The sequence below is a fragment of the Synechococcus sp. HJ21-Hayes genome (assembly GCF_024345835.1).
Lineage (GTDB): Bacteria > Cyanobacteriota > Cyanobacteriia > PCC-6307 > Cyanobiaceae > Vulcanococcus.
Genome location: NZ_JAGQBW010000003.1, coordinates 198985 through 211150, shown reverse-complemented (window position 1 = coordinate 211150; position 12166 = coordinate 198985). Strand labels below are relative to the sequence as shown.

Here is a 12166-nt window from a genome sequence, read left to right as displayed (position 1 = left end):
GGGCTCCTGCTCTGATCCCTCAGGGGAGCGGGAGCACCGTTGCCAGTCGCATAGCCCATGCGACCCTCGTCAGGTGGATTCTTTCATTATCTCTCCTGGATCGAACCGCTTGCGACAGGCGCTGCAGCTCAGTTGCGGGAACCACAGTCTCAGCGGCTGACGTGGACCCCGGAAACAGCACCTCCGCTCCGAAGACGGCAGGCATGGACTGGAGCTGGGGCTTGCGACGCCCTTTGTTGAGCTCAACCACCACATCACCGGTCCACATCTGATGGGTGGACATGAACACCACCACCACGACCCGGAAGGGACAGCGCGGAGAGACGCGGCACCGGTATGACCTCCAGTCGACTGCGTCTACATCACCGGCGGGCGGACCCTACCAGAAGCCCTGCTGCGCCTGATCCGGCAGCGATGGAGCATGAAGAACGCGTGGCACTGGGCCCAAAGATGCCCAGCTGGGTGTGGACGCCCACTAGAGGGATGCTGGCGCTGGGAGGAGTGGCGACTGCACCAAGCACATTCTGAGCAAACGCTTAGGGAGCCCTGGGGGCTTGGTGATTGCCACCCCCAACAGCTCCCCCCTTTTAGGGATTGATCTGAATCCAGCGGCCTGCCAGCGGACTCCCCAGGTCTTGAGTGACTATCGCAAGCCTGTGCCGCTGCTCAGCGTTGTGCGCCCCAACCCGCCTGCCACCAAATCGGCTTCTCCGTAGAGGTAGTGAATCAAAAACTGCTGGATCTTGGGATCGCAGCCCACCACCAGATTCCAATGGCCACCGCCGCCGCAGATAAACAATAGTCAACGCCGGACAAAGGTAAACTCCCCTCAATTGCTTCCAGGATTAAACTGTCATCAACCAAGCCAGGGGAGCTGACCGTGCTTGACATTGGACTTACCCACGTCGCCTTACCCGCTTCAGATATTGGACGCAGCATTGAATTCTATGCAACCTACGCTGAAATGCAAGTGGTGCATCGGCGCATTGATAGGGAAACAGGGGCTGAGGTTGTCTGGTTGTCTGACCATACGCGACCGTTTGTGATTGTTTTGATTCAAGCCTCTTCTGTGCAGCCAGTTCTCTCCCCCCTAGCCCATCTTGGCATTGGCTGCAAGAGCCGGGAGGCCGTGGACATGTTGTGCGACAAGGCTCGCCAGGCTGGGCTATTGCTGGAAGAACCTAAGGATTCTGGCTATCCCATTGGCTATTGGGCTTTTTTGCGAGATCCTGACGGTCATACGCTGGAACTGTCCTACGGCCAAGAGATTGGTCTAACAGTCACGCAGGAAAGCTAGTGAGCGGTTCATCGTTCATCCCAGGTGTTTTCTGCTCCACGAGGCAGCAGAAACAAGGGCAGGGCCCTTGGCCAGCCTCCCGCCGGTTGGCTGGGTCACTGGCACTACAAGCCCGTCACCAGTTAAATCATCAGTGTCTTCTCCTTCGCCTGGTACGTCAATGGCCGTGACGCAGTCCTCAATGGAACAAAGCCATGATGATTCTTTGGCACCTCTTGCCGAGACAAAGCCATTAAAAATGCTTTCCGGCACACTGGTCTCTACGGATCTTGACCGTGCTCGCCACTTTTACGAGGAGGCATTCGGATTTGAATGTGTACGACATGGTGATGATCACCTACTGATACGCGACCGCTATGCAAAAGCGGCTATGGACAATGGCAGTGACGACTTCATTGTCCTTGATGTCAGGCAAGTCAGTGAGATTGTCACACCACACCGCATGTGCAACCATTGGGGTTTTGATGTAGATTCAAGCGACGAGGTTGATCGCATTTATGAGGCATTTAAGGAACGCCAAGAAGAATTGGGTTTGATCAAGATCATGCCGATCACCAAGGCCCATGGCGCCCATGGCGCCCATGGATTTTATTCGATCGATGCTGATCAAAACTGGTGGGAGGTTCAGTATGTCGTGCATGGTTACGACAATGCGGGGATATTTTCCCGCGGCGACTCCATGGATCGAGCGATCACGCCTGGCGGCACCCTGACTTCCAAAGCCAAGCGAGTCAAGCCAAAGAGTGCTCCTGATTGCATTCTCGGCGACGGCGACCTGACCCACGGAACGATGAAGGCAATAGAGATTGAGCGGGAGCGGGGACTGCTACGCGATGTCCTTGGCCTGAATACCGTCCAATACATTCCCCAAGCCATTTTATTTGCTGGGAATAGCGATGCTACGGGTGTGGCAAATTTTGCTGTTGTTAGCCTAGGAATACCTGTACCGAATTCAGTTCCTATGCATAGTGATGTACGCTGGGTCCTTAATGTCGCTGACGTAGCTGATCTTCGCGCCATTCGCGATCGAGCCCTCGCCAGTGGCGCCCAATACGGTGAGATTACTGTTGGCGAGATTCAGGAATCTTCCTCCGAAGCAAGTTGCCTTATTGGCGATGCTGAGGGTAACTGGTTTGAATTGACAACCAATGGAGACAAGGAGTATCAATCTATTTTTAATGGCTCTTCAGTTTAAGGCACGATTCCGACTGACCGCTTATTGCAACGCCCGCGAACGCATCCCTTCCACTTGGCACCTCCTGAGAAAGTGGGCGTCATTCTTCGGCACGCAAAAAAACCGTCACTCCGGCTCTCCGCTGAATGATCTTCAGACGGAAGCTGTCTGAAAGCCTTGGTGCCTCTTGCACGTCCTTTCGGGTTCTGCATTAGCGTTCAATAGCTATAGCCAGAACGTCATCAAGATCACAAGGAGCTCCAACAGCTGCTCAAGGTTCATCAGCAGCAAGATCTGTGAGAGTACTGATCCCTGGGTGTGAGCAAGCTTGTCGCCTATCAGCCCTAGGCCACACCTACGTTTTCAACCGCCGATCTTGTCTTCAACGGCATTTTGCCGATGCTGATCATCGGCAGATTGTCGCGTAGCTTCTGCTGCCAGCTGAAGGTCGCTGTTGGATCGACCAAGGCGTGGACCACTCAGGCAAATCCCATGGAGCTGACAGAACGCGCGGTTGGCCCTTGTTCGGTCAATCGGATCGGCACAGATCACTGCGCGGAGGGGATTGATCGCGCCGCTGGATGAAATCCAGTGCTTCAGCAGCAAAGGCCTCTAGCCGTTCACATCTGAACTGCAATCAGAGCTGCAGGCACTGCTGGAAGACCGCAGCGCCCCACTCGATCAGAGCCTCACGGACAACATCAGCCTCGGTCACCTTGTGATCGCCTCCTGTTTCTCTGGAACCTGTTGGCAGGCGTACCGGTGACTGCCAGGAAAGATGGCGATCACCTCCGCGTTCCAGCTGGTTCTGGTGCTCTGAGGCGTGCCCATGGGCCCGTACCTGCACCTGCCATCCCCGGCAATGCCCTGTTCTGTACGGGTGCCACCGTGGAGACCGTGCACTGGGTCCCCGAATATCACAAGCTCAACCGGCACCAAGCTGCCTCAACCCACCGTCGACGGCGGGTTAAGGCATGAAGCAATCTGATCGCTTCAGCGCATGTCGACGGCCCCGAGGCGATCCCGGAAGGATGTCGCGTCGGAGTCGTCGTCCATGGCTGGCTCAAAACCATGCTGATCCAGTAAGGGATCAATCAGCAACGGCACAACAGGGAAATCCACCGGCGTGAAGGAGCTGGACCGGCGGCGTGTGACACCCAGGCCGCGAGCTTCGGACCTGGGCTCGGAGCGTGGTTCCCGCTGGGAGGCCGTGGTGCTGGGGGCTTGGGGGCGGGGACCGGCGCTGGCATTGCGTGCCGACGTGGATCGTGTGGTGCGTTGCAGCGGCTTGTCCTTGAGCTCGCTGCGCACCTGATTCAACAGGCGGAAATGACCTGTGGTGTTGTATTTGCGCAGCAGGGCCGGATCCCAGGCCATTGGCGTGAGGCATTGACGAGTACAACCAGCCTATGGCGGCAACAGCAGTCCGCGAAAGCGTGATAAATTGTTGCCACAGCAACTGGTAGTCGATCCGCCTTCGAGAAGCCTGCTCGAAAGCGTTGCTCCGGTGCTTCAACACCTCCATTTTCTGTGACTATGTCCCGGCTCGTTGGCCTGCAAGCTCCCGACTTCACCGCCACCGCTGTGGTGGACCAGGAGTTCAAGGAGGTGACCCTGTCCCAGTACCGCGGCAAGTATGTGGTGCTGTTCTTCTATCCCCTGGACTTCACCTTCGTGTGCCCCACGGAGATCACCGCTTTCTCCGATCGCTACAGCGATTTCTCCAGCCGCAACTGCGAGGTGCTGGGCGTGTCCGTGGACAGCCAGTTCAGCCACCTGGCCTGGGTGCAGACCGATCGCAAGAACGGTGGTCTGGGCGATATCGCCTATCCCCTGGTGGCCGACCTCAAGAAGGACATCGCCCGTGCCTACGAGGTGCTCGATGAGGATGCCGGTGTGGCCCTGCGCGGCCTGTTCATCATCGACCCCGATGGTGTGATCATGCAGAGCACCATCAACAATCTGCCCGTGGGCCGCAGCGTCGACGAGACCCTGCGCCTGCTTCAGGCCTTCCAGCACATTCGCAACAACCCCGACGAGGTGTGCCCCGCCAACTGGACCCCCGGCGACAAGACCATGAACCCTGACCCCGTCAAGAGCAAGGAGTTCTTCGCGGCTGTGAACTGAGCCTTCAGCTCAGCCACTGGTGTGCAGAGGGGCCCTCAGGGCCCCTTTTTTTTGCCACCACTCAACCGAGCAGGCTGGCCAGGAGCCGCCGACCATCCACCCCACCGGTGGCCGCATCACAGGCCCGTTCTGGGTGCGGCATCAGGCCAAGCACATTGCCGTTGCGGTTGGTGAGACCCGCCACATCAGCCATGGACCCGTTGGGGTTGCGGCAGTAACGGAAGGCCACCTGGCCACCATCCTCGAGGCTCTTGAGCGTGTCGGCCTCGGCCTGATAGCGCCCCTCGCCATGGGCGATGGGAAAGGTCACCACCTCGCCACTGCTGTAACCCTGCAGCCAGCTGCAGCCTCCCGGTTCAACGGTGAGTTCCGCTGGTTCACAGACAAAGTGCAGCTTGTGATTGCGGGTGAGGGCTCCAGGAAGCAGTCCAATTTCGGTGAGCACCTGAAAGCCGTTACAAATCCCCAGCACGCGGCCTCCCTGCTCGGCGAACTGCACCACCTCCTGCAACACGGGAGCGAAGCGGGCAATCGCTCCACAGCGCAGGTAATCGCCGTAGCTGAAGCCACCGGGAATCACCACCGCATCCAGCCCTGAGAGATCCCTCTCCTCATGCCAGAGAAAGCGGGTCTGAATGCCCAGGCAGCCCTCGGCCGCCCATTGCACGTCCCGATCGCAGTTGGAACCGGGAAACACCACCACCCCGATGGCCATGGATCAAGCCTCCTGGGCGGCGGTGTCCTGGAGCTCGAGGGTCCAGTTCTCAATCACGGGGTTGGCCAGCAGGCGATCACTGAGTCGTTCCAGTTGCTGGCGGGCACTGGCAGCATCCGCAGCTTCGATCTCGAGATCCACAGCCTTGCCAATCCGCAGCTTGGTGACCCCATCGACGCCAAGACGGGCCGCCGCTGCACGGGTGGCCTCACCGGCGGGATCGAGCACCGATGGCCTCAGTGAGACCAGAACACGGGCGGAGAAGACGGGCACCTGAGCTCCACGAGGATTGTTAAATCTTGGCAGGCCGAGTCCCACCCGCCCTTGCCGCTGGTCAGGTTGGAGGTAGGCCCTGCCAGCGAGGCCATGGACGCGCGCCTCACCCTTCTCCTTGCCGTGGCACTCCCCCTGCCGCCAGTTGGAGCCCAGCCCATGCGCGTTCCCCTGGAATGCCGCCTGGCCGCTGGCCCCTGGCAAGCCTGCACCATGACCATCGAGCAGCTGGGGACCCACTGGTGGCTCGATGTGGGCCCGGAGCGGTTTGAATTCCGCAGCGATGGTCGCGGATCCGTGAGCCTGCGCGCTGGTGGAGGCAGCACGCGGGCTGTGATGCCGGCGTGGAACCAGGAGCAGGCCCTCTGTTGGGACGGCGTGTGTGCGAGGGGGGAGATCCCCCTCGACTAGGCCCCAGCCACGCTTTAGGCCAGCAGGGCGGACAGGGCCTGGTGGAGAGCCGACGCATCCAGGCTCAGACCCAGGGCTACCACGTCCAAGCCTGGCTCGGGCGGGGTGGCTTGTGCAGGGGTGTGAGGGTCAAACCAGCACTCCAGCCGCGGTCCCACAGCCTGGATCTGGAGGGGATGGGCCTTACCGGCAAACCAGGCACGGCCCTTCAGCCGTAACAGCGACTGCCGCTCAATCTGCTGGCGCAGCGCCAACTCCAGGGCTGCACGGTCGAACCTGCCGTTCAGACGCAGCGACGCCGACTGCATCGCCACATGGCTGTGGTCGTGATGCTCATGGTCGTGCTCATGGTCATGGTGGTCGTGATCGTGGGGCCCGGCTTCACGATCGAGGCCGAACAGCAGCGCCGCAGGAATCGAACCCCGCTGCATCGGCAGCACCTCCACCCCTGGCCGCAGCCCGGCCTGCAACCGCCCCCGCACGACAGCCAGCTGGTTGTCATCCAGCAGGTCACCGCGACTCACCAGTACGAGGTCGGCGGCCTGCAACTGGTCGCTAAACAGATCGTCGAGATCGGCGAGGTGATCCAGACTTGGATCGGCCTGCTGCTGGGCCTGCAGGGCTGCGGGATCGCCCACGACGCTGCCAGCAGCCAACGCCTCCCCATCCACCACGGTCACCACGCCGGTCACCCGGGTACGGGTGCGGATCTCAGGCCACTGGAAGGCCTGGACCAGGGGAAGGGGCAGGGCCAGGCCACTCGTCTCGACCACGATGCCGTCCAGCTGGTCAGCCCGCTGCAGCAGGGTCTGCATGGTGGGCAGGAACTCATCCTGGACGGTGCAGCAGAGACAACCGTTCGCCAACTCCACCACGCGGCTCTCAGCCTCCTCCTCTGGGCAAAACCCGCAGCTGCGGATCAGATCGCCATCGATCCCCACCTCCCCGAATTCATTCACCAGAACCGCCAGACGCAGGCCGCTGTGGAGCAGCAACTGGCGCAGGAGTGTGGATTTACCGGCACCAAGGAACCCGGTCACCACGGTGACCGGCAGGCGCGCCAGGTTGTTGGTGCTCATCTCAGGCCACCAAAGCCGACCAGGCGAAGGCAGTACCAGCGCCCATGAGCAGACCCGCCGCCAAGCGCAGGTTGGCCGCGGTAAGAGTTGTTGCCCAGCGCCGCACCACGGTGAGGGCCGTCAGCATCAGGAGGCTTTGGCTGAGCAACAGGCCCAACAGGTAGGCCGCAATCGGGGTACTTTCCCAGCCGAACACCGAACCACTCAGCACATAGCCGTGCAGAGCAAAGGCTGGCAGCAACAACGCCGAGGGCAGGCGTTGCATCAACACCAGCCCGGTGACCACCAAGGACAGGGCCACCAGTGCCTCGGCTCCCGGGAGACCGGGCAGCACCAGACCGAGGCCGCTACCCACCAGGCCGGCCGTGAGAAGACCCAACACCCAGCGGAGGGGCCTGTGCAGGCCCACAAGCCCGAGGGCCAGCAGAAACACCAGGTGATCGGGCCCCAGCAGCGGGTGCGCCAGACCACTCAACAAGCCGGTCAATAGCGAGGGCTCAAGCCCCATGGCCTCCATGGGGTGGTGGGCCAGAGCGGGCGCCGCCAGCACCAGGGGCACGCCGATCACACCGAGGCCGCTAGCGGCAAGAACGGCGGCCCTTGGGCCTGCCTGAGAAAGATTGGGCATCCGATGAACTGGTCCGCGCCAGGGATGGTGGGGTAGGGCCGGCGGGCGTTCTGACTGGGATAGCCGGGGCCGGGGCCGCGGGATCCATCACAGCTGCGGGACAGCGCCGGACTCACACCGGACTTTCCCCGTTTCCTCCACTGGCTGAATCACCAGCAGAACCGGAACCGGAATCTAGTCGCTCCCTGTCAGCGGCAAGCCAGGCTGTCGCGGGTGGTGACGCCAGTTCGTGGATTGCTGCCGGAGGCCCGGGCGCAGAGGGCCTTCTGCTGGGGCAGATCGAGCACGGCGTCAGTGAAATCGGCCCCGTCGATCACGGCAGCGCTGAATTTGCTGTTCATCAGCATGGCGTTGCGGAGCACAGCGCCGCTGAGGTTGGCGCGATCAAAGCGGCTGGCAAAGGCCACAACGTCCTCAAGGTCGGCGTCGCGGAGGTTGGCCTCCTGCAGGTCCGCTGTGTTGAACACGGCACCGCGCAGATCCGCACCACTGAAATCAAAGCCCTGCAGCTTGGCCTTGAGGAATTCCTGCTGCTGCAGGTTGCGACCATGCATGTCGGGCTGTAGATCCTGGACACTGCGCTGCCCCCGCAGTTCCGGTGCCGTGATGGCGGCCGCAGGCTCAGCCCACCACAGCCCTGTGCAGCCCAGCACAAAACCCAAGATCAGGGAGAGGACGCGCAGCACCGCACAACTAGCTTGGGCCGCTCAAGTTATTGCAGCCGCAAGCCGCAACGCGACCCCATGAGCAAGACCCTGCGGGTGGTGGTGCCGCCCCATCCCTTGATTGGCCACTGGCTCACGCTGCTGCGGGATCAGCAGACGCCAACAGCCCTGTTCAGCACGGCCATGGCCGAGCTGGGCCGCTGGCTCACCTACGAAGCGCTGCGCGACTGGATTCCTTACCAGCGCGTGCAGGTGCAAACCCCCCTCGCTCTCACGGAGGGAACGGTGGTGGACGGCACGGTGCCGATGCTGGCCGTTCCCGTGCTCAGGGCTGGCCTGGGGCTGTGGGAGGGATCCCGATCCGTGGTTCCCAACGCCGCCGTTGCCCACATGGGGTTTGTGCGGGATGAGGCCAGCGGGGTGGCGCACTGCTACCTCGACAGCCTGCCTGAACAGATCCCAGCCAATGCGGGGGTGCTGGTGTTCGACCCGATGGTGGCCACAGCGGGAACGCTGATTCAGGTGCTGGAGCGCCTAGAGGCCAAGGGCGTCACAGGACCTCGCGTGCGGGTGGTGAGTGCCTTGGCCGCAGCTCCGGGACTGAAAACCCTGGGGGAACGCTTCGGTGACCTCACCCTCTACACCGGCTGCATTGACGCCGAACTCGATTCAGCCCATCGCATCGTGCCGGGACTCGGTGACGCCGGTGACCGTCTGTATGGCTTGGAACGGGGTAGCTCCTTAGGCTGATCGCAGAGTTTCCGTGGCGATGGCCAACCGAGGCGAGAGCGGCTCCAGCTTTCTGGCCAGCACCCTGGCCGGCGCCGTGCTTGGCGCCGCTGGTCTGGCCTGGTGGCTCCTGTCGGAGACCGAGCGGCGGCAACAGCGACAGCGCCAGCTCCGCAACCTGCGGCTGTCTCAGCTGCAGGGCAATGATGCCGAGGCCCTCGATTCGGTGGAGGGCAATCGCCCCGTGCGGGAGAGCGAGCTCCAGGACAAGGTGCACCAGCTCAACCAAGCCATCGATGACGTGCGCCGTCAGCTCGAGAGCCTGAGCACCACCAACTGATCTGGGCCGGTCGGTAGGTTCCTACCGACAGACTCCATCGCCGCCCATGCTCCGCTCCGCCGCGATCACCCAGGGGATCCAGCGCTCCCCCAACCGCGCCATGTTGCGGGCCGTGGGCTTCGGCGACAGCGATTTCAACAAGCCGATCATCGGCATCGCCAACGGCTACAGCACGATCACCCCGTGCAACCTCGGCCTGAACGAGCTGGCCCAACGGGCGGAAGCGGCCGCCCATGCGGCCGGGGCGATGCCGCAACTGTTCGGCACCATCACGGTGAGCGACGGCATCTCCATGGGCACCGAGGGGATGAAGTATTCCCTTGTGAGCCGGGAGGTGATCGCCGATTCGATCGAGACGGCCTGCAACGGCCAGAGCATGGATGCCCTGCTGGCGATCGGCGGTTGCGATAAGAACATGCCCGGCGCCATGCTGGCCATGGCCCGCATGAACATTCCCGCCATCTTTGTGTATGGCGGCACAATCAAACCCGGCAAACTTGGTGCCTGCGATCTCACCGTGGTGAGCGCCTTTGAGGCAGTGGGCCAATACAGTGGCGGCAAGATCGATGAGCAGGAGCTCACTGCCATCGAGAAGAATGCCTGCCCCGGCGCTGGCAGCTGCGGTGGCATGTTCACCGCCAACACCATGAGCGCCGCCTTCGAAGTGTTGGGCCTGAGCCTGCCCTACAGCTCCACCATGGCGGCCGAGGATCCCGAGAAGGCCGACAGTGCAGCCCGCAGCGCCGAAGTGCTGGCTGAGGCGATCAAGCAGAACATCTGCCCCCGTGATCTGCTCACCCGCGAGGCCTTTGAGAACGCGATCGCTGTGATCATGGCGGTGGGCGGCTCCACCAACTCCGTGCTGCACCTGCTGGCCGTGGCCCGCACCGCAGGGGTGGATCTCTCGATCGACGACTTCGAGACCATCCGCCAACGGGTGCCGGTGATTTGCGACCTCAAGCCCAGCGGCCGTTACGTGACCGTCGACCTGCACAACGCCGGAGGCATCCCCCAGGTCATGAAGCTGCTGCTCGATGCCGGTTTGCTCCACAGCGATTGCAAGACCATCGAGGGCAAGACCCTCAAGCAGGTGCTCGCTGATGTGCCCTCCGAGCCCCCCGCTGGGCAGGACGTGATCCGGCCCCTCAGCAATCCCCTCTATGCCAAGGGCCACCTGGCGATCCTCAAGGGCAACCTGGCCGAGGAGGGGGCCGTGGCCAAGATCAGCGGTGTGAAGAATCCCGTGATCACCGGCCCGGCCCGGGTGTTCGAAAGCGAGGAAACCTGCCTGGCCGCGATCCTCGACAAACAGATCAACCCCGGTGATGTGGTGGTGGTGCGCCAGGAGGGTCCCGTTGGTGGCCCCGGCATGCGCGAGATGCTCAGCCCTACCGCCGCGATCGTGGGCCAGGGGCTGCTCGACTCGGTGGCGCTGATCACCGATGGCCGCTTCTCGGGTGGTTCCTTTGGCCTGGTGGTGGGCCACGTGGCCCCCGAGGCCGCCGTGGGCGGCACGATTGGCCTGGTCCACGAAGGCGACAGCATCACCGTGGATGCCAACCAACTGCTGATCCAACTCAATGTGGACGCAGCCGAATTGGCTAGCCGCCGCGCCGCCTGGACCAAGCCCGAGCCCCGCTACAAGACCGGCGTCCTGGGCAAGTACGCCCGTCTGGTGAGCAGCAGCAGCAAGGGCGCGGTCACCGATCCGGTGGATCTCTGATCAGTCCCCAGCCACCAGGGCCCGAATCCTGCGGCACAGCGCCTCCAGCGCCGCGCCGTTCTCCGGGCGTTCACAGCGCTCACCACTCTCTGCCCGCATCCACACCGCATGGCTCCCGTGCCACAGCAGGGGAGCCAGCTCATCGGCGCGGCGGCTGAGCATCAGGTTGAGTTCTGCGCCACTGCGATAGATCTCCAGTTCGAGATCGTGGAGTTCCTGGCGCACACCCTCGGCGTCGCGCGCCTCGATCAGGAAGCAGCAATCGCTGCAATCAACCAACGGTTCAGGGGTGGGGCCGTGGAGTCGCACGCCATGGCGATAGGGCTTCAGACACAGGTCTGCCGCCTTGGCCAGTTGGGCGATGAACGGAGCCAGGCCGGTTGGATCGAGGTCTTCCATCACGTCAGGACTGGGCGCGTTCAGGGGAGGGCGCGGATGGAGCGGATCCCGAGGCGCAGCGGGCCAGGACGAAAACCGGGGTTCAGCCCACCGGCGTCGCCGAACTTGGAATGCAGCACCTGCAAGCGCGTGATTCGGGACCGGTCAAAGCGCAGGGGGACCCCCAGGGGTTTTGCCCGCACACTGGGCTTGAGTTGATCGAGGGGCAGGGTCACCAGAGACGTCCCAGTGGGATTGGTGCCGAACTCGCTCACCCAGCGAACGCCCCCAGGGATGAGTTCGGTTAACCCGGCGAGGCCATCGGCGCAGGCCACGGCCAACTTGTAGCGACGGCCATCCCCCCGCAGCTCAAGCTGGAGAGCGCTGTAGGCCGACAGGTCCAGAGGGGGAACAAACTGGGGCGAGCGGCAGCTCACGAAGCCGCCGCCCTGTTCCACCACCTCCGCCTCCAGCACCAGGCCCTCGGAGCTGACGCTGCACTGCCCCTGGCTGCGGCCTCCCATGATCGTGTCGTTGAGGCTGTGCCAACCGCTGAATCCATCGCCAGCCACCACCAGGAGCGGGGCAGGATCAGGAGAGAGAGGCGACATCGGCAGGGCATCCATA

Annotated in this window: 16 protein-coding genes and 1 riboswitch; of the genes, 7 read left to right on the top strand and 9 right to left on the bottom strand. The window is 62.7% G+C overall.

The window, feature by feature from the left end:
* Positions 1–880: 880 nt before the first annotated feature.
* Positions 881–1297 carry a VOC family protein gene (locus tag KBZ14_RS04320; protein ID WP_255117061.1) on the top strand — a complete coding sequence of 139 codons (417 nt, stop codon included), beginning with the start codon at positions 881–883 and terminating at the stop codon, positions 1295–1297.
* 160 nt (positions 1298–1457) lie between these two features.
* Positions 1458–2492 carry a VOC family protein gene (locus KBZ14_RS04315; protein WP_255117060.1) on the top strand — a complete coding sequence of 345 codons (1035 nt, stop codon included), beginning with the start codon at positions 1458–1460 and terminating at the stop codon, positions 2490–2492.
* Between the two features lie 342 nt (positions 2493–2834).
* Here the strand turns inward: KBZ14_RS04315 and KBZ14_RS15905 are convergent, their stop codons facing one another.
* The gene (locus KBZ14_RS15905) at positions 2835–3023 is read right to left on the bottom strand and encodes a transposase (RefSeq protein ID WP_399210816.1); all 189 of its coding nucleotides are present in this window, start codon (positions 3021–3023) and stop codon (positions 2835–2837) included.
* A gap of 441 nt (positions 3024–3464) precedes the next feature.
* On the bottom strand, positions 3465–3848 hold the full coding sequence (locus tag KBZ14_RS04310) for a hypothetical protein (protein ID WP_255117084.1): 384 nt from the start codon (positions 3846–3848) through the stop codon (positions 3465–3467).
* Between the two features lie 159 nt (positions 3849–4007).
* On the opposite strand from KBZ14_RS04310, the gene KBZ14_RS04305 reads away from it, so the two are divergent.
* A complete protein-coding gene (locus KBZ14_RS04305; protein ID WP_255117059.1) occupies positions 4008–4598 on the top strand; it encodes a peroxiredoxin in 591 nt (196 codons plus the stop codon).
* 61 nt (positions 4599–4659) lie between these two features.
* On the opposite strand, the gene purQ is transcribed toward KBZ14_RS04305, so the two are convergent.
* Positions 4660–5313: a phosphoribosylformylglycinamidine synthase subunit PurQ gene (purQ, locus tag KBZ14_RS04300; RefSeq protein ID WP_255117058.1), complete on the bottom strand. Its 654-nt coding sequence runs from the start codon at positions 5311–5313 to the stop codon at positions 4660–4662.
* Positions 5314–5316: 3 nt separating this feature from the next.
* A complete protein-coding gene (gene purS, locus KBZ14_RS04295; RefSeq protein WP_255117057.1) occupies positions 5317–5586 on the bottom strand; it encodes a phosphoribosylformylglycinamidine synthase subunit PurS in 270 nt (89 codons plus the stop codon).
* A gap of 93 nt (positions 5587–5679) precedes the next feature.
* Between purS and KBZ14_RS04290 the strand changes: the two genes are divergently transcribed.
* On the top strand, positions 5680–5997 hold the full coding sequence (locus KBZ14_RS04290) for a hypothetical protein (RefSeq protein WP_255117056.1): 318 nt from the start codon (positions 5680–5682) through the stop codon (positions 5995–5997).
* Between the two features lie 14 nt (positions 5998–6011).
* Here KBZ14_RS04290 and cobW read toward each other — a convergent pair whose 3' ends face one another.
* The 3 genes from cobW to KBZ14_RS04275 all read right to left on the bottom strand — a co-directional run bounded on the left by cobW (position 6012) and on the right by KBZ14_RS04275 (position 8390).
* Positions 6012–7076, bottom strand: a complete 1065-nt coding sequence (gene cobW / locus KBZ14_RS04285) for a cobalamin biosynthesis protein CobW (RefSeq protein ID WP_255117055.1) — start codon at positions 7074–7076, stop codon at positions 6012–6014.
* A 1-nt stretch (position 7077) separates the two neighbouring features.
* Positions 7078–7704 carry a HupE/UreJ family protein gene (locus KBZ14_RS04280; protein WP_255117054.1) on the bottom strand — a complete coding sequence of 209 codons (627 nt, stop codon included), beginning with the start codon at positions 7702–7704 and terminating at the stop codon, positions 7078–7080.
* A gap of 23 nt (positions 7705–7727) precedes the next feature.
* A riboswitch (cobalamin riboswitch) is annotated at positions 7728–7876 on the bottom strand.
* A 16-nt stretch (positions 7877–7892) separates the two neighbouring features.
* Complete coding sequence (locus tag KBZ14_RS04275) at positions 7893–8390, bottom strand: pentapeptide repeat-containing protein (RefSeq protein ID WP_255117053.1); 498 nt, start codon at positions 8388–8390, stop codon at positions 7893–7895.
* 57 nt (positions 8391–8447) lie between these two features.
* Here KBZ14_RS04275 and upp point away from each other — a divergent pair, with 57 nt between their 5' ends.
* Genes upp through ilvD form a run of 3 tightly spaced genes read left to right on the top strand, consistent with a single transcriptional unit; the run spans position 8448 to position 11161 of the window.
* Positions 8448–9119: a uracil phosphoribosyltransferase gene (upp, locus tag KBZ14_RS04270; protein WP_255117052.1), complete on the top strand. Its 672-nt coding sequence runs from the start codon at positions 8448–8450 to the stop codon at positions 9117–9119.
* Between the two features lie 19 nt (positions 9120–9138).
* A complete protein-coding gene (locus KBZ14_RS04265; RefSeq protein ID WP_255117051.1) occupies positions 9139–9438 on the top strand; it encodes a hypothetical protein in 300 nt (99 codons plus the stop codon).
* Between the two features lie 46 nt (positions 9439–9484).
* Positions 9485–11161 (top strand): dihydroxy-acid dehydratase, encoded by a 1677-nt coding sequence (ilvD, locus tag KBZ14_RS04260; protein WP_255117050.1) that lies wholly within the window; start codon positions 9485–9487, stop codon positions 11159–11161.
* Here the strand turns inward: ilvD and KBZ14_RS04255 are convergent, their stop codons facing one another.
* Positions 11162–11560, bottom strand: coding sequence for a DUF8659 family protein (locus KBZ14_RS04255; RefSeq protein ID WP_255117049.1), 399 nt, complete (start codon positions 11558–11560; stop codon positions 11162–11164).
* Positions 11561–11580: 20 nt separating this feature from the next.
* Complete coding sequence (locus KBZ14_RS04250; RefSeq protein ID WP_255117048.1) at positions 11581–12150, bottom strand: CIA30 family protein; 570 nt, start codon at positions 12148–12150, stop codon at positions 11581–11583.
* Between the last annotated feature and the right edge of the window lie 16 nt (positions 12151–12166).